Origin of the sequence: Cryobacterium glaciale (assembly GCF_004402535.1) — a bacterium.
In the GTDB taxonomy this organism is placed as follows: Bacteria; Actinomycetota; Actinomycetes; order Actinomycetales; family Microbacteriaceae; genus Cryobacterium; species Cryobacterium glaciale.
On sequence record NZ_SOEY01000002.1, the window covers coordinates 1 to 24,819 of the forward strand.

At 67.3% G+C, this 24,819-nt stretch carries 19 protein-coding genes, 1 tRNA gene, 1 other RNA gene and 1 pseudogene; 8 read left to right on the plus strand and 14 right to left on the minus strand.

Annotated features, from left to right (window positions below):
- The 3 genes and pseudogenes from E3O06_RS17680 to E3O06_RS00240 form a co-directional block, all read left to right on the plus strand.
- Window positions 1-303, plus strand: a pseudogene (locus tag E3O06_RS17680) (hypothetical protein); the annotation flags it as partial.
- Between the two features lie 130 nt (window positions 304-433).
- On the plus strand, window positions 434-892 hold the full coding sequence (locus E3O06_RS00235) for a hypothetical protein (RefSeq protein ID WP_134501043.1): 459 nt from the start codon (window positions 434-436) through the stop codon (window positions 890-892).
- Window positions 893-907: 15 nt separating this feature from the next.
- Window positions 908-1,189 carry a hypothetical protein gene (locus tag E3O06_RS00240; protein ID WP_134501044.1) on the plus strand — a complete coding sequence of 94 codons (282 nt, stop codon included), beginning with the start codon at window positions 908-910 and terminating at the stop codon, window positions 1,187-1,189.
- Here E3O06_RS00240 and E3O06_RS17350 read toward each other — a convergent pair.
- From E3O06_RS17350 to E3O06_RS00250, 3 genes are all read right to left on the minus strand, one after another.
- On the minus strand, window positions 1,186-1,338 hold the full coding sequence (locus E3O06_RS17350) for a hypothetical protein (protein ID WP_166788038.1): 153 nt from the start codon (window positions 1,336-1,338) through the stop codon (window positions 1,186-1,188). The genes E3O06_RS00240 and E3O06_RS17350 overlap by 4 nt on opposite strands.
- A gap of 37 nt (window positions 1,339-1,375) precedes the next feature.
- On the minus strand, window positions 1,376-1,690 hold the full coding sequence (locus tag E3O06_RS00245; protein WP_134501045.1) for a hypothetical protein: 315 nt from the start codon (window positions 1,688-1,690) through the stop codon (window positions 1,376-1,378).
- 262 nt (window positions 1,691-1,952) lie between these two features.
- Entirely contained in the window at window positions 1,953-3,383 is a 1,431-nt protein-coding gene (locus tag E3O06_RS00250) for a malate:quinone oxidoreductase (RefSeq protein WP_241979793.1), read from the minus strand.
- 139 nt (window positions 3,384-3,522) lie between these two features.
- On the opposite strand from E3O06_RS00250, the gene E3O06_RS00255 reads away from it, so the two are divergent.
- Both E3O06_RS00255 and E3O06_RS17355 read left to right on the plus strand, forming a co-directional pair.
- Complete coding sequence (locus tag E3O06_RS00255; protein ID WP_134501047.1) at window positions 3,523-4,173, plus strand: response regulator transcription factor; 651 nt, start codon at window positions 3,523-3,525, stop codon at window positions 4,171-4,173.
- A gap of 49 nt (window positions 4,174-4,222) precedes the next feature.
- The gene (locus E3O06_RS17355) at window positions 4,223-4,381 is read left to right on the plus strand and encodes a helix-turn-helix domain-containing protein (protein WP_166788039.1); all 159 of its coding nucleotides are present in this window, start codon (window positions 4,223-4,225) and stop codon (window positions 4,379-4,381) included.
- Between the two features lie 25 nt (window positions 4,382-4,406).
- On the opposite strand, the gene E3O06_RS00260 is transcribed toward E3O06_RS17355, so the two are convergent.
- The 7 genes from E3O06_RS00260 to E3O06_RS00290 form a co-directional block, all read right to left on the minus strand.
- The gene (locus E3O06_RS00260) at window positions 4,407-5,576 is read right to left on the minus strand and encodes a diguanylate cyclase (RefSeq protein WP_134501048.1); all 1,170 of its coding nucleotides are present in this window, start codon (window positions 5,574-5,576) and stop codon (window positions 4,407-4,409) included.
- Between the two features lie 21 nt (window positions 5,577-5,597).
- On the minus strand, window positions 5,598-7,226 hold the full coding sequence (locus tag E3O06_RS00265; RefSeq protein ID WP_134501049.1) for a sensor histidine kinase: 1,629 nt from the start codon (window positions 7,224-7,226) through the stop codon (window positions 5,598-5,600).
- Window positions 7,223-9,592 carry an EAL domain-containing protein gene (locus tag E3O06_RS00270; protein ID WP_134501050.1) on the minus strand — a complete coding sequence of 790 codons (2,370 nt, stop codon included), beginning with the start codon at window positions 9,590-9,592 and terminating at the stop codon, window positions 7,223-7,225. Before E3O06_RS00270 ends, E3O06_RS00265 begins: the two co-directional genes overlap by 4 nt.
- A gap of 301 nt (window positions 9,593-9,893) precedes the next feature.
- Window positions 9,894-10,964, minus strand: coding sequence for an aspartate-semialdehyde dehydrogenase (locus tag E3O06_RS00275; RefSeq protein WP_134501051.1), 1,071 nt, complete (start codon window positions 10,962-10,964; stop codon window positions 9,894-9,896).
- 181 nt (window positions 10,965-11,145) lie between these two features.
- Complete coding sequence (locus tag E3O06_RS00280) at window positions 11,146-12,423, minus strand: aspartate kinase (RefSeq protein WP_134501052.1); 1,278 nt, start codon at window positions 12,421-12,423, stop codon at window positions 11,146-11,148.
- A 221-nt stretch (window positions 12,424-12,644) separates the two neighbouring features.
- Window positions 12,645-13,244, minus strand: coding sequence for a recombination mediator RecR (gene recR / locus E3O06_RS00285; protein WP_134461491.1), 600 nt, complete (start codon window positions 13,242-13,244; stop codon window positions 12,645-12,647).
- Window positions 13,245-13,247: 3 nt separating this feature from the next.
- Window positions 13,248-15,881, minus strand: coding sequence for a DNA polymerase III subunit gamma and tau (locus tag E3O06_RS00290; protein WP_174843189.1), 2,634 nt, complete (start codon window positions 15,879-15,881; stop codon window positions 13,248-13,250).
- Between the two features lie 293 nt (window positions 15,882-16,174).
- Here E3O06_RS00290 and E3O06_RS00295 point away from each other — a divergent pair, with 293 nt between their 5' ends.
- A complete protein-coding gene (locus E3O06_RS00295; protein WP_134501053.1) occupies window positions 16,175-16,846 on the plus strand; it encodes a hypothetical protein in 672 nt (223 codons plus the stop codon).
- Between the two features lie 199 nt (window positions 16,847-17,045).
- Entirely contained in the window at window positions 17,046-17,963 is a 918-nt protein-coding gene (locus tag E3O06_RS00300) for a type IV toxin-antitoxin system AbiEi family antitoxin domain-containing protein (RefSeq protein WP_134501054.1), read from the plus strand.
- Window positions 17,964-18,098: 135 nt separating this feature from the next.
- On the opposite strand, the gene E3O06_RS00305 is transcribed toward E3O06_RS00300, so the two are convergent.
- The 4 genes from E3O06_RS00305 to ffs form a co-directional block, all read right to left on the minus strand.
- Complete coding sequence (locus tag E3O06_RS00305) at window positions 18,099-19,349, minus strand: acetate/propionate family kinase (RefSeq protein WP_134501055.1); 1,251 nt, start codon at window positions 19,347-19,349, stop codon at window positions 18,099-18,101.
- Complete coding sequence (gene pta, locus E3O06_RS00310; RefSeq protein ID WP_134501056.1) at window positions 19,346-21,550, minus strand: phosphate acetyltransferase; 2,205 nt, start codon at window positions 21,548-21,550, stop codon at window positions 19,346-19,348. The genes E3O06_RS00305 and pta overlap by 4 nt, the downstream gene beginning before the upstream one ends.
- Before the next feature lie 53 nt (window positions 21,551-21,603).
- Window positions 21,604-24,075 (minus strand): phosphoketolase family protein, encoded by a 2,472-nt coding sequence (locus E3O06_RS00315; RefSeq protein WP_134501057.1) that lies wholly within the window; start codon window positions 24,073-24,075, stop codon window positions 21,604-21,606.
- Window positions 24,076-24,440: 365 nt separating this feature from the next.
- An RNA gene (gene ffs, locus E3O06_RS00320) (signal recognition particle sRNA small type) lies at window positions 24,441-24,537 on the minus strand.
- Window positions 24,538-24,658: 121 nt separating this feature from the next.
- Here ffs and E3O06_RS00325 point away from each other — a divergent pair.
- Window positions 24,659-24,746 (plus strand) — tRNA-Ser (locus E3O06_RS00325).
- Window positions 24,747-24,819: the final 73 nt, after the last annotated feature.

Below are 24,819 nucleotides of genomic sequence, written 5' to 3' on the forward strand. Positions count from 1 at the left end.
ACGGCAGCATCGGCTCGTGGAGCGGGCTCGGCGAACGCGGCCGCGGCGCCGGCGGCACCGGCCACATCCACTGCCCGGCCGCCGCGCGCAGCGACGCGCAGCCGTCGCGCCGACGACCGCGCCATCGCCGAAGCGATGCATCAGGCTGCCGAGGCTCTCGGCAATACGCCGGCGATCGCGCGCACGAGCTACGTCGATCCGCGAATCGTCGACCTGTTTCGGGCGGGTGAAACCATCGACCCGGCGGGCCGGGTCTCAGTCGAAACGGCGCTGCGTGCACTCTTGCTCGGAGACGCGGAGTGAACGGGGGAACGTCACGGTGCAAAATGCCCCGCCAGCACCGCGGGCGATTTCACTGGATGTCCCACGTTCGGGGTATAACTTGAATGCCGCCTTGCCGGGGCGGATGTCTGCCGTCGAGAAAGGTTTGCCCGTGACCCACGATTCTGATCCCGTTGAAGAGCCGCCGCTCGAAATCCCAGAGGCGCCGAGCACTCCCAGCAATCCCGACCAGCTCGTCGGACCGGACGGCCCCGACGGCCCGGCCGCGGAACAGGCGGGGTCCGGCAAATCTGCCGGCGAACACACCGAACCGACCGTTCCGGTCGCGAGCGCGAGCACGGGCCCCGACGGGCCGGCACCGAGCGCCGACGGATCGACTGCCGGAGAAGCCGCCGCCGCAACACCGGTTGAGCCGGACAGCGACGCCGACACCGCCACCGCCACCGCCACCGAAACCGAGCCGGACAGCGACACCGAAGACGACCAGGACAACGCCGACAACGAGCCGAACCTCGATGACGTCGACCCGGCCGACAATCCATCGAACCCCGATCTGGTCGGTCACGACATCAACGAAGAAGACCCCACCCTCGCTGAACCCACCGCCTAACCCCAAGGAGTCCCCATGAAAGGCAAGCTACTGTTCCTCGTCGGCACCGCGACGGGCTTCGTGCTCGGATCGAAAGCCGGCCGCCAGGCTTACGACCGCATCAGCGCGAAAGCCCACGAAATGTGGGGTGATCCCGCCACTCAGAAGGTCATCTCGCAGGCGGAGACCATCGCGCGCGACGCCGCGTCCGTGGCGCAGGCCAAGGTGAGCGATCTGTTGGATCGCACCGAGGCATCCGTCAAAAAGGAAGAGCGCAAGGCCACCCCGACAGCGGATGACGGGAGCCACGAGATCTAGACCGCGCGCGTCGCCGACACCCCGGCTGAAACGTCGAGCCGGGGTGTCGGGACGGTGTCTCGGGCCCAGCTGTCGGCGCCCAGGTCTCGGCGGCCAGGTCTCGGCGGCCAGGTCTCGGCGGCCAGGTCTCGGCGTCCACGCGGACTCACTACCGTGATCCACGAGCCGTCGGGCGGTCGCGGCCGGTTAGTCCGTGACCCGTGAAGCGACCGAATCGATCGGACGCACTGCCCGCCCGGGGCGCGGCACCGGGGCACCCCGCACCAGGAAGCTGGCCTGGGCTCGATCGAACGAGGAGTAAAACCACCTCGTCGTAAGCACTCCGAGCTTGGTCACCTCGTAGGCGTCCCCACTCTGCTGGATAACTCCGAGCAGGGCGGCCGGGTCGCCGTCAAGAATTTGCGGATCTCGCACCAACCACTCGGTCGGGGTGAGCTGGAGGATGCCGAGCTGCGATACGCGCAGGTTCTCCGCATCCGAAACACCATTGTTCGGGTTCACTTGCCGCCTCCGGGCCGCTTTGGGCCTTAAGTAGACATCCGCTGACTGCCCGATTCAAGGGGTTGACAGCACCCTCCTACCCAACTCTCACGGCGCTCCAAGGCGTCGGCTGCGCATAACTCCTGCAATTCGTTCCGGGCACCCCAAGCCACCCGCGTAATCACGCGGAAGTCCACTTTTCGGCACGCAGATTGCAGGAGTAATGCCCCGCGAAAGCCGGCCACCAGAAGCCAGGCAGCAGCCGATCAGGCAGCAGCCGGGCCTAGTTGCTGAGGTGCAGCACCTCGGCGGTGGCGGCCAGGGAGGCGGCCGCGGCGGCAGGGTCGTCGGACAGCTTGGTGCCGTAGCTCGGGATCATCTGGCGGATGCGCGGCTTCCATCCCTCAATGCGGTCCGGGAAGCAGCGGGCCAGCAGGTCCACCATGATCGGCGCGGCCGTCGAGGCTCCCGGAGAGGCACCGAGCAGGCCGGCGATCGAGCCGTCCGACGAGGTGATGACCTCGGTGCCGAACTGCAGCACTCCGCCGAGCTTGGCGTCTTTCTTCATGACCTGCACGCGCTGGCCGGCCGTGATGAGCTCCCAGTCCTCAGATACCGCGGCGGGAATGAATTCACGCAGGGCCTTGAGCTTGGCGTTGCGCGAGGCGAACACCTCGCCGATCAGATATTTCATGAGGTCGAAGTTGTGGCGGGCGACGGCGAGCATCGGGCCGAGGTTGTGCGTGCGAATGGAGAACGGCAGGTCGAACCAGGTGCTGGTCTTCAAGAACTTGGGGCTGAACCCGGCGTAGGGGCCGAACAGCAGTGACATTTCGCCGTCGACGACACGGGTGTCAAGGTGCGGCACCGACATGGGCGGGGCGCCCTTGGCTGCCTTGCCGTAGACCTTGGCCTGGTGCTGGGCGACGAGCTTCGGGTTGGTGGTGCGCAGAAACTGGCCGCTGATCGGGAAGCCGCCGAACCCCTTGATTTCGGGGATCCCGCTCTGCTGCAGAAGCGCGAGGGCTCCACCGCCGGCGCCGACGAAGACGAAGCGGGCGTTGATGGTGCTGCGGGTCTGCCCGACCTGGCGCAGCAGCTTGAGGTTCCAGGTGCCATCCGCCTTGTGCCCCAGCCCGACGACCTGCTCGTTCATGTGCATCGTGACGCCCTGCTGTTCGAGGTTCTCGAACAGAAAGCGGGTGAGGGCGCCGAAGTCGACGTCGGTGCCGCTGACGATGCGGGTGGCGGCGATCTTCTGGCCGGCCGGACGCTTGCGGGTGAGCAGCGGGGTCCAGGTGCCGATCTTGGAGGCGTCATCACTGAACTCCATACCGGCGAACAGCGGCTCACCCGCGAGCACGGCGTGGCGCTTGCGCAGGTACTCCACGTTCGCTTTGCCGTGCACGAAGGTCATGTGCGGGGTGGAGTTGATGAACTTGTGCGGCTCCGGCAGGGCGCCGATCTGCACGAGGTGCGCCCACAGTTGGCGGCTGATCTGGAACTGCTCGTTGATGACGACGGCCTTGTCGGCGGTGACCGAACCGTCCGCAGCCTGCGGCATGTAGTTGAGCTCGCACAGCCCCGCGTGGCCGGTGCCGGCGTTGTTCCACGGGTTCGAACTCTCCTGGGCCAGTTCGCCGAGCCGCTCGTACACCTCGATGCGCCAATCGGGCTGCAGCTCCTTCAGGAGCGTGCCGAGGGTGGCACTCATGATGCCGCCACCAATGAGGACTACGTCAACGGTTCCCTGAGAATTCACACTGTCGAGTGTATCGCTGCGAGTGGATGCGCCCGACCGCGCCCACCTGCCTGCCACTGGGCGGCTCCCCCGAGTAAGCGATACTAGGAAAATGTTTCCAGACAACGCACCGCGGCGCGTCGCCGTCATCATCGAAGATGACCCCGACATCCGCAACCTGCTCGAGGCTGTGCTCAGCCAGGCCGGATTCGAAGCGATCGCCACGAGCAACGGTCTCGACGGAATCGCCGCGATACGCGCCTACGATCCGATCGTCACGACCCTCGACGTGAGCATGCCGGGCATTGACGGCTTCGAAACGTCCCGTCGTATCCGTGCCTTCAGCTCCACTTACCTCGTCATACTCACCGCCCGCGGCGACGAAATCGACACCTTGCAGGGCCTCGAGGCCGGCGCTGATGATTATCTGACCAAGCCTTTTCGGCCTCGGGTACTGCGCGCCCGCATCGAGGCAATGTTGCGGCGACCCCGGCACCCGGTCCCAGCGGATGCCGACCCTGAGCCGGCCGCGCCCGCCCCACTGGATGCGCCCGCGGCACTTGCGGCCGCCGCGCCAGCCCAGCTCGTCAGTCCGCCGGTTGAAGCCTCACCGGCCGACGCCCAAGCAGCCACCATCGCAGCGACCCATATCCCGCCCATCAACACGACACCGTCACCCGTTTTTCGGCCGACGCCCGTCGCGGACGCCCCCATTTTCGTGGCATCCGTGGGCGCCGAGAGGACGGGGCTCAACAACGGTTAACGGCTGGTTTGAATACAACGACCTGCGGCTGAACCCGGCGAAGCGCCTCGTGCGGCTCGCCGGCTCCCAGCTCGAACTGACCCGCACCGAGTTCGACCTGCTTGCCGCTCTGCTCGAATCCGAGCGGCGAGTGCGCAGCAAAACCGATCTCGCCCTGCTGCTGCGCGGCGAGGGCTACCGCCTCGCCGCGGCCGACGACCAGCCGTAAACCCCGCATTCGGGTCTGCGTCGCCTCAGGATCCGGGCGCAGCGAGCTCCACGGCGATATCGTTGCCGCCGCGCGCCTTGACCGTCGTGATGGCGGTATTCACCGCGTCGCCGAGCGCGGTCAGGCTGTAGCCATGGTCGAAGGTGTCGGCGATGCCGAAACTCGCGGTCAGGCGAATCAGGGAGGCCTCCTTCAGCGGCTCCTCCACGAGGGTGGTCTGGATGCGCTCCGCGAGCACACGGGCTTCAGTCGCCGACGCCGCCGCGGCGAGCACCAGGAACCGTCCGCTGGCCCGATGGCCGATGATCGACAGCACCGGAGCGCTCCCGCGCAGTTTCGCGGCAAATCGGGTGATCGCCTCATCGCCGGCCAACCGGCCGAAGGCGATATTGATCTCCGGCAGATTGTCGATGTCGGCACCGATCAGGGCGAGTCCGACCCCGGCAGATTTCGCCCGGTGCAGGTGGTCGGTGACTGCCTGCACAAAGGCATCCGCCGACAACACGCCCGCCGCCGAGTGGATGCCGTCGGTCAGGTCACCGACGGCGCGGCCCGACGCCTGCTCGGCGCGCAAGGCTGCCGCGGCGATCGTCATGAGCACCACGAGACACAGACTGAGCGCCGTGGCGTTGGCCGTGTTGAAGTAGGTCAGAAAGACTGCCCCGGTGACACCATCGACGGTAAAGACGACGGCGCGAGCCGTGGCCGCCACCGCAGCGACCCACAGGGTGAAGGCGAGGATGCGACTGCTCAGGTTGCGACGCAGCCGTCCCTGCACCGCTTCGCGCGCCCCGAGCGCCGCCAGCACGGCCACGCCGATCCACACCTCGCCGGCGCCGGCCCAGCGGCCGGCCGGTTCTCCGTGCAGCAGCGTCGCGGCGAACACGAAAGCACTAATCAGGGCGAGCACCCGAAAGCCGCGGCCGCGGCCGTTGTACCGGCGCAGCCCCGACCACAGCGACCCGACAGCGATGATCAGCGCGACGTTGGCCACGACGCTGGCCCACCAGATGACCTGCCCGGTCGCCGACGCACCGTGCGCGATGGTGACCGTCATGGCGGCGATGAACGCCATAGACCAGATGCGGCCGACGGAATCGTTGCGGTTGAAGGCGGTGTTCAGAATGAACGCCACCCCGCACAGCGCGACGACCACTCCGTTGAGCACGAGCACGGTCATTGAGTCCAGATACATGCGCCTACCCCTTGCGGCCGTTCATGATGTGCGCCGAAACGTCGCGGTCGCGGTGGCCCCCTTGCCGGGAGCCGATTCGAGTGTCAGGTCGCCGCCGTGCCGGCGGCAGATGTCCCGGCTGATGCTCAAGCCGAGGCCGGTGCCGTGAATGCTCGATCCGCGCACCGAGTCGGCGCGGTAGAACCGATCGAACAGGTTCAGCTGTTCACCGGTGGTCATGCCCCGGCCGGTATCGGTCACCCGCAGCTCGACCTGGGTGAGCGAATCGGCCAGGCTCACCTCGATGCGACCGCCGGTGATGTTGTACTTGATCGCGTTCGAGATCAGGTTGTCGACGACCTGGCGCAGGCGGAAGGCATCCGCTTGCAGTCGCACCGTCGGCTGCGCCGCCAGCACGAAGGTGATATCGCGCTCGGCCGCGACCGGTCGGAGCGATTCGATGGCCTCGGTGACGATGACCGATAGGTCGCACGGCGCGAGTGTGACCGCGAGCTCGTGCCTGGTCGAGGCGGCGGTGCTGAGCAGATCGGCGACCAGGGCCAGCAGTCGGTCGGAATTCTTCGACGCGACCGCGATCATGCGCCGGGTCGACTGGTCGAGGGTGTCGTCGTCGAGGGCCAGCTCGAGATACCCCATGATCGAGGTGAGCGGGGTGCGCAATTCGTGCGAAACGGATGCGACAAGATCGTCCCGCGCTTTGATCGCGCGCAGTTCGGCGGTGACGTCCCGCGCAACCATGACGCCGCCGTCGTAGTTGTCGTTTTCGTCGAGGATGGGCCGGGCGGAGATGAGCACGGCGGCCTGCTGTTTGCCCTGCTCCCCCACCCAGACGGTGGTACGGTCGACCGTTTCGCCACGCATCGCGCGTTGGAACGGCCTATCTGCTTCGGCATACGGGGTGACCTGGTCTTCCTGGTACACGACGATGGAGGAGGGCTGGCCGTCTTGCACGCCGAAACGGGAGAACATCTCCCGTTGGGCGCGGTTGATGAAGTTCGGTTTGGCTTCCCGGCTGAAGCCGACGACGCCGAAGTCGACGGTGTTAAAAATCTCGTCGAGGGTGCGTTCCTCGCGGCGGGACCGGCGCAGGGCCCCCTCGAACAAGACGGACTGCTGGGTGAGCAGCACCCGCTGCGCCGCTGCACGTTGCGTGGTCGTGTAAGTCGTGGCGGCGACAAAGGCCAGCACGATGGGAACAATGGCCAGCCGGGGAATCTCCTCGGGGGAATTGATGCTCCAGAGGCCGCCCGTCCAGAGCAGCGCGGACGCCAGGACCACGCCGCCGATCGCGCCCCGTCCGCCGAAGTGGGTCGACAACCAGATGATGGGAAAGACGAGCAAAAAGGTCGTGCCGAGCAGCGGCTCGCCCCCCCGGGCGATCACCAGCCCGACCAGGTCGACGATCGGCAGGGCGATGATCCAATTCTTGTCGAGGTGCCGCCAGGGCACCCCGGCCGCGACCGCCGTGGCGAGGAAGATGATGAGGATACCGGCCAGGAACAGCTGGTTGGTGAAGAGGTGCGGGTCGAGCAACCCGGACACTGCCACCAGCAGCAGGGTCGCCGACCCGACCAGCAGCTGGGAGAGAAAGACGGATCGTTCAACCCGGTAGCGGTGGGCTCGGTCTGGTCGCGGGCGGCGCTGCATCATAAGGGCGTCACCGTGGCAATTGGGGCTGGCAGCACGGCCTTTGCCCCGAATTCATCGAGCCGGTCGATGGTCTCGGTGAAGCCCTCCGGTACGCCGAAGTGAAACCCCTGGGCGCTGCGAATGCCGAGCCTGGCGAGCTGCTCGGCCATCGCTTGGTCCTCCACGCCCTCGACGATCATGGAGTACTCGAGCTTGTCGCCGAACCCCTGCAGGGCCGTGAGCACCTCACGCTGGCGAATGTCACCGAGGTCGTCGACGAGGCTGCGGTCGATCTTGAGGATGTCCATCGGCACGCGAACGAGCGAATCAACCGAGGAATCTTCCGAGCCGTAATCGTCGAGGGCGATCAGAATTCCGCTGGAGCGCAGCCGGTCGGCCTGCTCGCGAATCTGCGTCGATACCCGCCCGACCGACCGCTCATTGAGCTCGAGGCAGAGCGAGATCTCGGGGTAGCGCGTGTTCAGGTCTTCCATGAACCGGCCGAGCCGTTCCGGTGCCAGCTGCCCAGCCTCGACGTTGACGGTCATGCAGACGATGCCGGGTTCGACCAGGCGAAACTTGGCGGCGGCGGCCATGGCCGTCTCGGCAATCTGCTGGGTCAGCTGGTCGAACCGCCCCAGGCTCTTCGCCTTTTCGATCAGCGACGGCGGTGAGATCGAACCGAGTTCCGGGTGCACATAGCGCAGCAGCGCCTCGAAGGCCCAGATGCGGCCGGTGACCAGGCTGACGATGGGCTGATAGGCCAGGGGCAGCTGGTTCTGGTCGATGGCTTCGGCGACCGTGTCGTTGAACTGCGACGATCGATGACCAGACACGTTGATGCTCGACTGGCAGTCACCCCGACGTCGGTTTTTCTTGACCAGCAGCATGCTGTGGTCGGCGTCGTGAACGAGGGAGGCGACATCCGTTTCGACCAGATCGGAGTAGGCGAGGCCGATACTGAGGCTGGGAGTGACGGTGACGGCACCGACGGCGAGCGGTGTGACGCATGCGTCCAGCATCGCTTCAGCAATGGTTTTGGCTTCGGCGAGTGTCGCCAGGCGGGTCAGGATGATGACGAATTCGTCGCCGCCGACCCGCGCGACGACGTCGTGCGGACGTACCGACTGGCGTAGGCGCTGGCCGAGGACCCGCAGCACTTCGTCGCCGGTCTGGTGCCCGAAGGTGTCGTTGAGGCGTTTGAAACCGTCGAGGTCCACGAACAGTACGGCGATACTTTCAGCATCGCTGCGCGTGCTGTTGATGGTGTCGAGGGCCTCCTGGAAGGCGCCGTAGTTGGGCAGGCCCGTGAGGGAGTCGGTGTTGGCCTTGGCCGTGAGCCCCGCCAGGTTCTGCCTGACCTGCGCGGCCAGTTCTGCGGTGGCCGCGAGGGCCTGCAACGCTCGCCGGTCGAGGGAGGAGAAGGCGCCGTCCATCGGGTCACGGCGGGCCACGAGAAACTGCCGCACGCCGGGCGTGAGCGTGACCGGCACCCCGACGGCGCCGGGTTCGGCCGGGCCGGCCTGCACGGCGACGGACTGCACGCCGACGGCCGTGGCTGCCGCCGCGCACAGTGCCTCACCGAGTGCCTCGCCGACGCTGTCTACGCTTCGAATGGTGCTCAACATGCTGCTGCCGACGACGAGGCCGCTCAGCCGACGCCGCATGTCCCAGACGGAGCGCAGAACTATGAGCACCAGCGCCACCCCGAAACTGCCCATCAGCGTGCCGACAGCGGTTTCGATGGGGACGCGGCCGACTCCTGGTGTGGGCAGGCCGACCACGGCCCAGTTCGCCGAGAACATGGTCAACGCCGCGACACCGCCCAGCAACGCGATCAGCCGCACGGGCGAGATTAGCGGTTGGCCGCCCCGCTCGGCGGGAGCATCGATCAGGTGCAGGCGCAGCACTTCGAGCGCCAGCACCACGAGCACATACCCGACGGATGCCGCGGCGACGGCTGGCAGCGTGGCCACCCCCACCCCGGTCAGCAGCCAGTCGATGAGGAAATAGACCATGCAGCCGAGGCCCGCGAGGCCAGCGCTGTACACTGAAACGCCGATGCGGCGGGATTCCAACAGCAGGGCAACCAGAATTCCGAGCATGAGCACGCCGATGATGGCCTGCCCCGGCAGCACCGGGGCCAACGCCGGAACGGCCAGGACCGGCACGCTGATGGCCGGGGTGCGATGGGGCACACTGCCCACGCGAATCAAGGCTATTTCGAGGGCGGCCACGCAGACGGTGCCGACGAGCGCTGCGACGATTCTGGTTGCCGGCTCAGCGAGAACAATGGCGAAGGCACCGGGAATGAACACCAGTCCCAGGGCCGTGAACACGCCAAAGGCGACGCGCTGCAGCACGCCCGACACCCCAATTCGGCTCACGCGGTCAAAGCCTACGCGAGTTGCCCCCGAATGAGGGCGTGGGGGCGGGTTTTGGTGTCGGAGTTCGCGCGTGGTGGCCGGGCCCACCTTGCGAAAGCAGGCCCATGATCTATCGTGGGCCCACTTTCCGGGCCCGGGCCCGGAAGATGTGGCCGCGTTGGCAGGCTTAGGTGCCGGAGTCCGTGGGTGTGGCCTGCCCGTGGCGGACGGCGTGGTCGGCTCGTGCGCGCGGCCGAGGTCAGGGGTCTGCCGTGATTCGGACGGGGCCCGTACGCTAGAGCGTGCCGGATTCGGGCTCAGTTCAGGCGGCGACTCGCGCGGCCGCGATGAGTTCGGCGATCTGCACGGCGTTCAGCGCGGCACCCTTACGCAGGTTGTCGTTACTGATGAAGAGGGCGAGGCCGCGGCCATCCGCTACGCCTTCGTCCTGCCGGATGCGACCAACGAAACTGGCGTCCTGCCCGGCGGCCTGCAGGGGCGTGGGGATGTCGGTCAGCTCGACGCCGGGGGCGTCCTGGAGCAGTTCTTCGGCGCGGGCGACGCTGATCGGCCTGGCGAACTCGACGTTGATCGAGAGGGAGTGGCCGGTGAACACGGGAACGCGCACGCAGGTTCCGCTGACCAGCAGCTCGGGCAGGCCGAGGATCTTGCGGCTCTCGCCCCGCAGCTTCTTCTCTTCGTCAGTTTCGAACTGGCCGTCGTCGACGATGGACCCGGCCAGCGGGATCACGTCGAACGCGATCGGGCGGGCGTAAATGGTGGGCTCAGGCAGCTTGACGGCGCTGCCGTCGTGCACGAGTTGCAACAGGTTCTCGTCTTGCGCGGCGACTCGCACCTGGCTGGCCAGTTCGAATGCGCCGGCCAGACCGCTGCCGGAGACCGCCTGGTAGGTGCTGACGATGAGCCGCTTGAGGCCGGCCTCGTCATGCAGCACCTTGAGCACGGGCATCGCGGCCATGGTGGTGCAGTTCGGGTTGGCGATGATGCCCTTGACGGCCTGCTGGATGGCTTCAGGGTTGACCTCGCTGACGACGAGGGGAACGTCCGGATCCATGCGCCAGCCGCTTGAGTTGTCGACGACGAGTACGCCGGCCGCGGCGAATCGGGGGGCCTGCGCCTTGGACAGGGTGGCGCCGGCCGAGAAGATAGCCACGTCGAGCCCGGTCGGGTCTGCGACCGAGGCGTCTTCGACCGTGATCGGCTCGCCCTTGAAGGTCAGGATGGTTCCGGCTGAGCGCGCGGAAGCGAAGAAGCGGATGCTCTTCACCGGAAAGTCGCGCTCCTCGAGCAGGCGACGCACCACGGCGCCGACCTGTCCGGTGGCTCCGACTACGCCGATGTTGATGCCGGCCGTGCTGGCTGAGGTGGTCACGTGTGTTTCCTAACGTCGTTCGCCCTCACGGGCGCTTCATTCTGCAAGGTTCTCCCCCGCCCTTTTGGCGCATAACTCCTGCAATTTCTTCGCCCGTTGGTGCACTCCCGCGTAATTACGGGGAAGTCAAAGACGATGCTGACAAATTGCAGGAGTTATGAACGGGGAGGAGTGGTGCTGGCTAGCGGCCGGAGCCGCCGTGCACGACGGCTTCGATCTCGCCGTCGAGCCCGAACGCGGTGTGCACCACGCGGAGGGCCTCGTTGATGGTGTCGGCGCGGGTGACGACCGAGATGCGAATCTCGCTTGTGGAGATCATCTCGATGTTGATTCCGGCCTCGTACAGGGCCTCGAACAGCTTCGCCGAGACGCCGGTGTTGGTGCGCATGCCGCCGCCGACCAGGGCGAGCTTGGCGATCTGGTCGTCGTACTGCAGTCCGGCGAACCCGATGCGGTCGCGTTCGTTGGTCAGCGCAGTGAGCACCTGCTGGCCCTCGGACTTCGGCAGGGTGAAGGAGATGTCGGTGAGGCCGGTCGAGGCGGCCGACACGTTCTGCACGATCATGTCGACGTTGGCGTTGGTCTTCGCGACGATCTTGAAGATGAGGGCGGCCTTGCCGGGAATGTCGGGGACACCGACGACGGTGACCTTCGCCTCGCTCAGGTCAGCGGCGATTCCGGCGATGATGGGCTCTTCCACAATTTCTCCATTTTCTCGCGCGGTTGCGGCGTTGTACACAATGGTGCCGGTGTTGTTGTTGAACGAGGAGCGCACGTGCAGGGTCACACCGTGACGGCGGGCATATTCCACAGCGCGAATATACAAAACTTTGGCCCCGGCAGCGGCGAGTTCGAGCATCTCTTCGCTCGTGACGCGCTCGAGTTTGCGGGCGCGGGGAACGACGCGCGGATCCGCGGTGAAGACGCCATCGACATCCGTGTAGATTTCGCAGATGTCGGCGCCGAGCGCGGCGGCGAGCGCGACGGCGGTGGTGTCGGAGCCGCCGCGGCCGAGGGTGGTGATGTCCTTGGTGTCACGGTTGAAGCCCTGGAAGCCGGCGACGATGGCGACGGCGCCCTCGTCGAGGGCCGAGCGGATGCGCCCAGGCGTGACGTCGACGATGCGCGCGGAGCCGTGGCGGGCATCCGTGATCATGCCGGCCTGGCTGCCGGTGAAGGAGCGGGCGTCGTAACCGAGGCTCTTGATGGCCATCGCGAGCAGCGCCATGGAGATGCGTTCGCCGGCGGTGAGCAGCATGTCGAGCTCGCGCGGGGCGGGCAGCGGCGTGACCTGGTGGGCGAGGTCGAGCAGTTCGTCGGTGCTGTCGCCCATCGCCGAGACGGCGACGACGACCTCATTGCCGGCCTTGCGGGTATCGACGATGCGCTTGGCGACCCGCTTGATACTTTCGGCATCGGCGACGGATGACCCGCCGAACTTCTGCACGATCAAGCTCATGTGACTCCTGAGGTGGGGGTGCGCGGGCCTGTCGTTCGGGCCGCGTCCAAGTTCCCATCCTAAATGCTGGTGCTCGCGGGTGGGTGCCATGTGACGCTGCGCTGCGTGGGGCGGGCGCACGGGGGCGGTGGGACATCCGCTGGCTGGGCCCACCTTCGAGAACCGGGCCCACGATCTAATATGGGCCCACTTTCCGGGCCCGGGCCCGGACATTGATCGGGCTAGTGGGTGACCTCGCGGCGACCCTCGAAGGCCCGGCCGAGTGTGACCTCGTCGGCGTATTCGAGGTCGCCGCCCACGGGGAGTCCGGAGGCGAGACGCGTCACCTTGATCTCGAGGGTCGTCAGCAGGCGGGACAGGTAGGTCGCGGTCGCCTCGCCCTCGAGGTTCGGGTCGGTCGCGATGATGACCTCCTGCACGGTGTTGTCGGCGAGGCGCTGCATCAGCTGGCGGATGCGCAGGTCGTCGGGACCGACGCCGTCGATGGGGCTGATGGCCCCGCCGAGCACGTGGTAGAGCCCCTTGAACTCACGGGTGCGCTCGATCGCGACGACATCCTTGGCCTCCTCGACCACGCAGATCGAGGCGGGACTGCGGCGCGGGTCGCGGCAGATGAGACAGGTCGGCTGTTCGGACACGTTGCCGCAGATATCGCAGAACCGCACCTTGTCGCGCACCTCGAGCAACACGTTGGCGAGCCGGGTCACGTCGAATTTCTCGGTCTGTAGAATGTGGAACGCGATGCGCTGGGCGGACTTCGGGCCGATGCCGGGAAGCTGGCCGAGCTCGTCGATCAATTCCTGAACAATACCTTCATACATGGTCTAGTAGTCGCTTCTCGTTCGGGGTGCCGCGGTGTACGGCTGTTCTTCGATGAAGGTGGCGCCGAGAATCTCACGCACGACGGCCTCGCCGTAGCGCTGCTTCTCGGCGAAGGACGGCGCCCGCGACGGGCCTTTCGTCGTGCCGCGCGGCCCGGAAGCATTCGGATGCTCACGCTGGGCGGAGTCACGCTGGCCGACATTCGGCTGCCCGGAGTTCAGGCCGCCCGCGTTCGGCTGGCCCGCGTCACGCTGGGCGGAGTCACGCTGGGCGGAACTCTGCCCGGGCGCACCCTGCTGCTGCCGACGCTGATCGGGGCTCGCCTGCACAGCGGATGCCTCGGCGGGCGCCGAGTAGTTCGGCACGCGTTCGTCGGCGGGTGCGTCCATCTCGGGGGGCACATCGTCATCGAATGGCGGTGGTACATCGTCGAACGGCGGTTCGTCGTCGTGCTGGAGCGCGGAGGATGGGGTTGAGGTCGCGGCGGACGACACCGTCGACTGGGGCGTTCCCGACGCGGCCGGAGCCGCGTCAGCGTTCGGCTGCGGAGCTGCGAGAGCGGCGGCGGCGGGAGCCGGGACCTCCGTTGGGTCGTCAGCCAGAGCTGGAACTGCGGGGCCGTTGGGCGAGCCCGGAATAGCCACGGTGGCCCATCCGCTGGTCGACGCAGCCACGGGCGACGCGCCGTCGATGACGGACCCAACCGGCGTCGCGGCTGAACGTGCCGCCCCGGCGGCGTGGGGTGCCGTCTTCGCCGGCGCGGGTGATTTCACGGTGTCAGGGGTCGCTGGATCCGACGAGGGCGAGGCCGCCGTCGCCAATTCAGCTGACGAGCCAGTCGATGCTGCAATTGGCGGCGCCACTCCAGGCGCCTCTGCTTCGGCCGAGTCTGCTGCGGGGGCCGCTGGCGCAGGCTCCGCGGCGACGGCCGGCGCGTCGCCGGACGATGCGCTCGGCGAGGACGTCTCCCGTGCGGCGTCGACCCGGGCGATGAACTTGACCCGCAGGCCGAGCACGGCGACGATCGCGGTGCGCAGAAAGTCGCTCGTTCCCATTCCGGGAACCTTTTGCTGCTTGAAGCTCTCGACGTCGGCCTGGCTCGGGAAAGAGAGCGCGAGCACGTCGCCGTTGAGACCGAGCACGTGCGCGGTGTAGACGACGAGCCACGCGGTCGTCTTCTCGGTCTTGACGGCTTCGAGAATCTCCGGCCAGGCGTCCTTGAGCTGTTGCAGGGAGACCGGGGCTCCGGGAACCACTGCGGGGCGGGCGGGCGGGCCCGCCGGGAATGGTTGGGTTGCTGAGACACCCTGCGTTCCCACAATGGCGGTCTCGGCTTCCGGTTGTCGAGCCTGTCGAGACACGACCAATGGAGTGGACGCGGGACCAGCGGAGCCCGCAGAACCCTCGCCAGTGGTCGTCGGCCGAGCAGCGGATGCGACGGCGGCCGCTGCAGGCGCACCCGCCACGCCGTCGACGCCGATGCGCCGCTCGAGGCGCTCGACCCGGGCGAGGGCGCCGCGTGCCGTGTCGTCGGTCGCGGGAATCAGGGCGCGCGCGATCATGAGTTCGAGGTGCAGGCGCGGCGAGGTGGCCCCGCTCATCTCGGTGAGCGCGGCGTTCAGAATGTCGGCCGTGCGCGAGAGTTCGGCCGGCCCGAAAGCGGCGGCCTGCACGTTCATGCGCTCGAGTTCGTCTTGCGGAACACCGCGCAGCACGGCCGCGGCGCCCGCCACGCTCGTGGCCGCGACGATGATGAGGTCACGCAGGCGCTCGAGCAGGTCTTCGACGAAGCGGCGCGGATCTTGCCCGGTCTGGATGACCCGGTCGACCGCGTCGAACGCGGCGGCGGAATCGCGGGCGCCGATGGCGTCGACGGCCTCATCGAGCAGGGACGCGCTGGTGTAGCCGAGCAGCGCGACGGCGCGCTCGTATTCAATGGACTGCCCGTCACTGCCGGCCATGAGCTGGTCGAGCAGCGACAGGGTGTCGCGCGGCGAGCCTCCGCCGGCCCGCACGACGAGCGGCAGCACACCGGGGGCCACGACCATCTTCTCGGTATCGCACATCTGCTGCACGTATTCGAGCATCGGCCCCGGCGGCACCAGCCGGAACGGATAGTGATGGGTGCGCGAGCGGATGGTGCCGATCACCTTTTCGGGTTCGGTGGTCGCGAAGATGAACTTCACGTGTTCCGGGGGCTCTTCGACGATCTTCAGCAGAGCGTTGAAGCCCTGCGGCGTGACCATGTGCGCCTCGTCGAGGATGAAGATCTTGTAGCGGTCGCGAGCGGGCGCGAAGATGGCTCGCTCGCGAATGTCGCGGGCGTCGTCGACACCGTTGTGGCTGGCCGCGTCGATCTCGACGACGTCGAGGGATCCGCCGCCGTCACGGGCCAGTTCGACACAACTCGGGCAGACGCCGCAGGGCGTGTCGGTGGGGCCCTCAGCACAGTTGAGGCAGCGGGCCAGGATGCGCGCCGACGTGGTCTTGCCGCAGCCGCGCGGTCCGCTGAACAGATAGGCGTGATTCACCCGGTTGGTGCGAAGCGCCGTCATCAGCGGATCGGTCACTTGGGACTGGCCGATCATCTCGGCAAAGGTCTCTGGCCGGTAGCGGCGATACAGGGCGGTAACCACGTTCTCCATGGTACTTGCCCGCACCGACACTCACCTGCGCGAGCCCTCCGGCGAAACCGTCAAGCGGATGCTGCGCGCGTCGACGACCGCCACCCACGGCTCCGTCCGCGCGGTCGTGGCTCATTCAGCAAATCGACGCCGAGCATCCGCTCTGGCGCCGAAATACCGGGAAATTTGCCCGCAGGTCCTAAATGAGCCCCGGAACCGCATACACAAGCGCGTATTGGAGAGGGGGCAAACGTGCGGCCCCGGCGGCGGGGGTCGGCCGGAGCCGCACGTGTCTAGGAGGGAAGGTGCAGCTTGCGCCTTCCGAGGATGGTCACCGCGAGGATGCCGAGCAGGAGCAGGAGACCCCGAAGCCGGCGGCCTGCAGACCCGTGAATCCGGTGGTGCGCCGCGGTCGCAAAGGTCACGACGGTGTCGGAGGCCACTATGAACGTCACCGAGAGGGGATCGCCGTGATCCCGCGCCGGGTCAGCGCCCTCGTAGCGGCGGCGGCGCTCGCCGCCGTGCTCGTGCCGGCGAGCTCCACCGACTCGACGTTCACGGATACTGAAGTCGCGGCATCCGCTGTGACGGCCATTGTCGTGCCGGCGCCGGTGATCGACACCTGCACGGCGTCGAGCGTGCTCGTGTCGCTCAGCCTCGTACCGCGGGTCGAGCTGACCTGGCCCTATGGGACCGGCGGATACGTCGGCGCCGATGCCCGCTACTACAACTCGAGCGTCGGGGCGGGCAACCTGGCACCGGTCGCGCTGGGCAACGGCGTGAGCACGACCGGGCCGGTGAGCGGTACCTTCACGACAACGTTCCAGGGGTCGCTGCTGGGCGGGCTGCTCGGCGGATCCGGCGACGTCGGAGTGGCCGCGGCGAACTCGAGCGGATGGCGTTCGCTCATTTCGAGCGCGCGCGCCACGTTTCCGCTGCTGATCGGCACCGGAGGCTGCACCATCACGAACGCCTGACGCGTAGCCGCCCGTGCCGGTACGTTATGCCGGTAAATCTGCGACACGCCGCTTGAAAGTCGCCCCATTTGCGGCGTGTCTCGATTTCTACCGGCATAGCGCGCAGCGGATGTCTCCTCCCCCGCCGGGCGCGGCATCCGCTTTCCCCAAAATGGCGGGTCAGCCCCCGCTCGGGAGCCAGAGTGAGCACACTCACGGCATGCATCCTCTTCACGTGGTGTGCTCGCTTGGTCACATCGCAACGACCGACGAACTCTTTCGCCGTGGCGCGAGCGCGCGCCATATTCGCGCCGCGCTGCAGGCCGGGCAGATCTCTCGCGCCACCCGCGGCGTCTACGTCTGCCAGCACGCCGACGCCGAACAGCGCCAGGCCGCTGCGCTGCACTCCCAAATCGCGTGCGTCAGCGCCGTGCACCGGTTCGGAGTCTGGTGCGGCCTGGACACCGCACTCCACCTCATGCGTCCAGCGGATGCCCGAGGCGGCGCGGGTGCCCGCCTGCGGGTCGATGCCCATGGACACGACCTACATTTTCACGGAGCCGCGCCGCGGTTCGGCCGCCCCGGGACGTCGTGGCTGGTCGACCCTGTGGAAGCCGTGTGGCAGGCCATCCACTGTCTCGACGAAGAAAATGCCATCGCCTGTCTGGAATCGGCCCAGCACCTCAAATTCATCACGCCGACCCAGATGCACCGCCTGTGCGTGCTCGCGCCGGCCCGGCTGCATCCGGGCATCCGGGAGATGGAGGACACGGCGGATTCCGGGGTCGAAACCCTGACGCGCCGACGACTGCGACATCACGGCTTCACCGTCGTGGCGCAGGGGCAGGTCGGCGCCTCCGCCGGGTCGATTCGAGAAGACCTCGTGGTTGAGGATTGCGTCGCCCTCGAAATCGACGGCAGGCAATGGCACGGGGCGGCCAAACTCGGCTCCGACTATGACCGCGATTTGATGGTCGAGGGGCTGGGCCGGCGCGCCCTTCGACTGTCCTATCGACAGGTCATGTTCGACTGGCAAACGACCCTCGCGACGATAGAACGCACGGTCGCGGACGCGCTCCGACTCCGAAATCGTCGTCGAGGTCGCCGAATCTCCGGCCAGAACGAGCCGTGGTGGTGACCCGCGTCCGTAACGCCGGTAAATTTCGCGACACGCCGTATTCTGGGCCGCTTCTGCACGGCGTGTCGCAAATTTACCGGCATAGCGTACTGGCCCGGCGGGGAGCGGCGGGGGGCATCCACGCCGGCTAGCCGGCTAGCGCACCGTCGCCAAGGTCTGGCGGGCGATCTCCAGCTCCTCATCGGTCGGAATCACGAGCACGGTGACCGCGGAGTCGTCGGCGCTGATTACCCGAGCGCCGCGGTCGGCGGCGGCATTGCGCTCAGGGTCGATGCGAATGCCCATGGCTTCCAGGCCCGCGAGGGCGCGCTCGCGCACCAGCGGCGCGTTCTCGCCTACGCCGGCGGTGAAGGAGATCACGTCGACCCGACCGAGCTGTGCGTAATACGCGCCGACGTAGCCCTTGACCCGGTGCACGTACACGTCGATCGCGAGCTGGGACGGCCCGTCGCCGGCGGCCGCGGCCACGATCACATCGCGCATATCGCCGCGTCCGGTGAGTCCGAGCAGCCCGCTGCCCCGGTTGAGCAGCTTGTCGATCTCGGGAAAGTCGAGTCCGGCCCGGCGATGCAGGTGAAAGAGCACGCCCGGGTCGATGTCGCCGGACCGGGTGCCCATGACGAGCCCCTCGAGCGGCGTCATGCCCATGCTGGTCTCGACCGAACGCCCGCCCTCGACCGCGCAGGCCGACCCCCCGTTGCCGAGGTGCAGCACAATCTGGTTCAGGTCTTCGACCGGGCGCTGCAGAAAGTCAGCCGCCTCGCGCGCGACGAAGCCGTGGCTGGTGCCATGAAACCCATAGCGACGGATGCGAAACTTCTCGGCGAGGTCGGCGTTGATCGCGTAGGTGAACGCTTCCGGCGGCAGCGTCTGGTGAAAGGCGGTGTCGAAGATGGCGACGTGCGGTACGTCGGCGAACGCCTCAATGGCCGCGACGATGCCTTGCAGCGCGCCCGGATTGTGCAGCGGCGCGAGCCCCGACAGCTCGTCGATGTCGCGCTCGACCTGAGGCGTGACCAGGGTCGGCTGGTGAAAGCGCGCCCCGCCGTGCACGACGCGATGCCCGACGGCGACCGGCGCGTGCACGGCAAGCGACGGCCCGTGGGTCGCGAAGGCCTCGAGCATCACGGCGAATCCGGCCGTGTGATCGGGGATGGGCAGCTCGCGCTTCCATTTCTGGTCAGCGGATGCCGCCAGGTGCGTCTCCGCCGCAGCCTCCGCCGCCGACACCTCGGCCTTCACCCCGGCGATGGAGTGCACGGAATCGCCGATGACCTCGCCGATGCGCTCCACCAGCCCGCTGGCCAGGGTGGTCTCGGTGTCCATCTCGATGAGCTGGTATTTGAAGGAGCTCGAGCCAGAATTGACGACCAGAACGGCGGTCATCGGATGGCCCCGGCCGGGGTGGCGTCAAGGGCCACGGCCTGGGTCAACCCTGCCGCCTGGATGGCGGTGATCGCGACGGTGTTCACGATGTCCTGCACGAGGGCGCCGCGGGACAGGTCGTTGATCGCCTTGCGCAGGCCCTGCAGCACGGGGCCGATCGCGACGGCGCCAGCGCTGCGCTGCACCGCCTTGTAGGTGTTGTTGCCGGTGTTCAAGTCGGGAAAGATGAACACCGTGGCGCGGCCGGCCACGCTGGAACCGGGCATCTTCGTGGCGGCAACGGCGGCATCCGCTGCTGCGTCGTACTGGATCGGGCCCTCGACCAGCAGGTCGGGACGCCGCTCGCGCACCAGGGCGGTGGCGGTGCGCACCTTCTCGACGTCGGCGCCCTCGCCGGATGACCCGGTGGAATAGGAGAGCATGGCGATGCGCGGCTCGATTCCGAACTGCACGGCCGTCGCGGCGGCGGAGATGGCGATGTCGGCGAGCTGCTCCGCGGTCGGCACCGGAATGACAGCGCAGTCGCCGTAGACGAGCACCCGATCGGCAAGGGCCATGAGGAACACGCTCGAGACCACACCGACGCCGTCCTGCGTCTTGATGATCTCGAAGCTGGGCCGGATGGTGTGCGCGGTGGTGTGGGTGGCGCCGGAGACCATGCCGTCGGCGAGTCCCAGCTGCACCATCATGGTGCCGAAGTAGCTCACGTCGGTGACGGTCTCATTGGCTTGGTCGAGGGTGATGCCCTTGTGCGAGCGCAGCTGCATGTACTCCTGCGCGAACCTGAGGCGCAGCAGGTCGTCGTAGGGGCTCACGACGTGGGCCCGGGAGATGTCGAGACCGAGGCCGATGGCGCGCGAACGTACCTCGAACTCCTCGCCGAGAATGGTCAGCTCGACCACATCGCGGGCCAGCAGGGTGGCCGCGGCACGCAGCACGCGGTCGTCCTCGCCCTCGGGCAGCACGATGTGCTTGCGGTGCTTGCGCGCCCGCTCGAGCAGCGCGTACTCGAACATGAGCGGGGTGACGACCTCGGCCCGGCTGACGTCGAGCCGGTCGAGCAGTGCGGCGGCGTCGACGTGGTTCTCGAACAGGGCCAGCGCGGTGTCGTGCTTGCGCTGCGAATCGGCGGCGAGGCGCCCCCGGGTGCGGGTAATACGCATGGTCGTGTCGTAGGAGCCGAGAGACGTTTTGATGATCGGCAGCGACGGCGCCAGGCCCTCCATCAGCCGCTGGATCGCGTCGGGCAGCTCGAAACCGCCGTTGAGCACGATGCCGGCGATCGACGGGAACGTCGCGGAGGCGTTGGCGAGCAGCACAGCCAGCAGCACGTCTTCCCGGTCGCCCGGCACGACGACGACGGCGCCCTCGATGAGGCGCGGCAGCACGTTGACCATCGACATGGCGGCCACGACGACGCCGAGCGCTTCGCGGGCCAGGAGTGCAGGGTCGCCCTTGATCAGGGTGCCCTCGGTCGCCTCCATGATGCTCTGCATGCTCGGGGCGACGAGGTAGGGATCTTCGGGAATGGCCCAGATCGGCACGCCGAAGGCTCCGCCCGAGCGCGCCGGCTGGGCGTTAGTCGTGGCCCGCACCGAATCGATGATCTGAGGCAGCACGTTCTCGTCGGCCCGGTTGACGATGATCGCCAAAACGGATGCGTGTTCGTCGCGCAATTCCGCCAGCGCGACGTCGGTCTGCTGGCCGATCTCCACGGCCGAGCGGGCGTCGCTCTGGCCGAGGCGTTCGCCCTCGCCTGGGCCGACGCGGCCACCGAGCACGAGCAGCACGGGGGCGCCGAGGTTCGCGGCGATGCGGGCGTTGAAGGCGAGCTCGGTGGGGCTGCCGACGTCGGTGTAGTCGCTGCCGATGACGACGACCGTGTCGCAGTTGGCCTCGACCGCCTTGTAGCGCGCAACGATGCGGGCCAGGGCGGCGTCGGGGTCGGTATTGACGTCGTCGTAGCTGACGCCGATGCTCTGCTCGTAGGTCTGCCCGGCTGCGGCGCCTGGACCGGCGTTGGCCTGCAGGTGGCGCAGGAGAAGATCGACGACGTAGTCGGGTTCGGTCGAGGTACGGGCGACGGGGCGGAACACGCCGACCCGCTCCACCAGGTGGGTGAGCGTGTCGAGCACGCCGAGCGCGATCGAGGATTTGCCGGTATTACCTTCGGCGCTGGTGATGTAGATGCTTCGAGCCACGATGTCCATTCAAACGTATTCGGGTTGGGAGAGTGTCGGGCGGGCCCTAGATGCTAGACATTGTCGCTGCCGGTCTCGGCGGCGGTGGCGGCGGCATCCGTTTGGGACGACCAGGACCAGTCGGTGACCTCGGGAAGGTCTTCCCCGTGATCGCGGGTGTATTGGCGTGCGGCCAGGCGGGCGTCCTGCATCTGCTGCCGGAGCAGGCCGGCCCGCGCGGCGAGGCCGGGGGTGCGGTCGATGACGTCCATGACGAGGTGATACCGGTCGAGGTCGTTGAGCATGACCATGTCGAACGGGGTCGTCGTGGTGCCGATCTCCTTGTAGCCGCGGGCGTGCAGGTTCTCGTGGCCGTGGCGCTTGTAGGTGAGCCGGTGGATCAGCCACGGATAGCCGTGATAGGCGAAAATGATGGGCTTGTCGGGCGTGAAGACGGCGTCGAAGGCGCTGTCGCTCAGGCCGTGCGGGTGGTCTTCCTCGGACTGCAGCCGCATCAGGTCGACGACGTTCACGACCCGAACCTTAAGATCTGGCAGGTTTTTGCGCAGAATCTCGGCGGCGGCGAGCACCTCGAGCGTCGGCACGTCGCCGGCGGCGGCGAGCACGACATCCGGCTCGTGACCTGCGATTTCGGTGCCGGCCCAGTCGAAGATGCCGAGGCCGCGGGTGCAGTGCGCGACGGCCTGCTCCATGGTGAGCAGGTTCGGCGCCGGCTGCTTGCCGGCCACGACGACGTTGACATAGTTGACGCTGCGCAGGCAGTGGTCGTAGGTGCTCAGCAGCGTGTTCGCGTCGAAGGGAAGGTAGACCCGCACAACGTCGGCGCTCTTGTTGACGACGTGGTCGATGAAACCGGGGTCCTGGTGGCTGAAACCGTTGTGATCCTGCCGCCAGACGTGCGAGCTCAGCAGATAGTTGAGGCTCGCGATCGGCGCCCGCCACGGGATCTCAGCGGTCACCTTGAGCCACTTGGCGTGCTGGTTGAACATTGAGTCGACGATGTGGATGAACGCTTCGTAGCAGTTGAACAGCCCATGCCGCCCGGTGAGCAGGTAGCCCTCGAGCCAGCCCTGGCACTGGTGCTCGCTCAGCATCTCCATCACCCGGCCGGCGCGGGCGAGGTTGGTGTCGCCGGGCCTCAGTTCGGCGTTCCACTGCTTGGCGGTGACCTCGTAGACCGGCGGGGCCAGCCGGTTCGAGGCCGTTTCGTCTGGCCCGAAGATACGAAAATTATCCGGGTTCAAGCGGATGACCTCGGCCAGGTAACCGCCCAGCACTCGCGTGGCCTCGTTCACCGTTGCGCCCGGATCGGGAACGTCGACGGCGAAGTCACGAAAATCGGGCAGGTGCAGGTCGCGGCGCAGGAGTCCGCCGTTGGCGATCGGGTTGGCGCTCATGCGCAGGTTTCCGGACGGGGCGAGATCCCGGATCTGTTGTACGGGAGCGCCGGTGGAGTCGAACAGGTCTGCGGGGCGGTAGGACAGCATCCATTGTTCGAGCAGGGCGGTGTGCGCCGGGGTGTCGCGGGCGTTGGCGAGCGGCACCTGGTGCGCCCGCCAGGTGTTCTCGACCTGCACGCCGTCGATCACGGCGGGGCAGGTCCAGCCCTTGGGGGTGCGGAGGATGATCATGGGCCAGCGCGGGCGGGCGAAATCCTCGTTGTTCCTGGCGGCCTGGGCGGCGGCTGCCTTGATCTCGGCGATCTGGTTGAGTACCACGTCGAGGGTTTCAGCCATGCGTGCGTGCACGAGCAGGGGATCTTCGCCGTCGAAGCCGCCGCTCACTATATAAGGAGTGTGACCGTAGCCGCGCATGAGATCGAGCAGCTCGTCTTCGGGGATGCGCGCGAGCACGGTGGGGTTGGCAATCTTGTACCCGTTGAGGTGCAGAATGGGCAGCACGACGCCGTCCTGCAGCGGGTCGATGAACTTGTTCGAGTGCCAGCTGGTGGCGAGCGGGCCGGTTTCGGCCTCACCGTCGCCGACGACCGCGGCCACGAGCAGGTTCGGGTTGTCGAACGCGGCACCGTAGGCGTGGCTCAGGGCGTAGCCGAGCTCGCCGCCCTCGTGGATGGATCCGGGCAGTTCGGGCGAGGCGTGGCTGGGGATGCCGCCCGGAAAGGAGAACTGGCGAAACAGCTTCTGCACGCCATACGCGTTCTGCTCGATGTCGGCGTAGACCTCGGTGTAGGTGCCGTCGAGGTAGGCGTTGGCGACCATGCCGGGGCCGCCGTGGCCGGGCCCGGTGATATAGATCGTGCTCTGGCTGCGTTCCTGGATGGCGCGGTTGAGGTGCGCGTAGAGGAAGTTGAGGCCGGGCGTGGTTCCCCAGTGGCCGAGCAGGCGCGGCTTGACGTGGTCGCGGGCGAGGGGCTCGGTGAGGAGGGCGTTGCCGAGCAGGTAGATCTGGCCGACGGCGAGGTAATTCGCGGCACGCCACCAGGCGTCGATGCTGTTCAGGGCTGCTGCGCTGAGGGGTTTTGGCGCGCGCGAAGGCCAGGTCATGGTGCCGGAATCCTCGATCATCGGTCCTCCGCTTTGTCGCGCGGCGACACAGCCGCGCTGCTCCCATCCTATTCAGCCTCGACGTCTACCCCAGTGCCAAAGGTCCCGACTGCCGCGTCTTCGGCCAAATGGGGGTCACAAAATCTACGGAATATCACGTGATCTCTGCCTGATCTTCACGCGAGAGCGGGAAATACGTTGCCATGGGGTGCTGAAGCAACGATTCTTCCGCTTTCGCGGCCGTGTGGGCGTCGAAAAGACTCCTCGCGCACCTCGGCACAAGAGCGCAGCCCCGGTTACCCTTGCGAGAACTGGACATAGAAAAGACTCCTCGCGCACCTCGGCACAAGAGCGCAGCCCCGGTTACCCCTGCGAGAACTGGACATAGAAAAGACTCCTCGCGCACCCGCCAGAGCCCGGTTACCCTTGCTACGTTTCCGTCCTGGGGGAATTGGCCAAGGTGGCGCCACGCGAGGAGCCGAACCTCAGTTTAGGGTACGACGCAGGAAGGCACCAACCGGGGGCCGGCCCGGGAGGTGGCGGCAGCATCCGCTGGAAACAGGTAAGATTCTCTGGTGCCGTTGCTTTACCGCAACGTCGGCCAGGAGAATTCGCCTAGTGGCCTATGGCGCACGCTTGGAAAGCGTGTTGGGTGAAAGCCCTCGGGGGTTCGAATCCCCCATTCTCCGCCACAGTCTTACCGCAGCGTGTTCGGTGAAAGCACAAAACCCATTCGCGGGGTTCGAATCCCCCATTCTCCGCCAC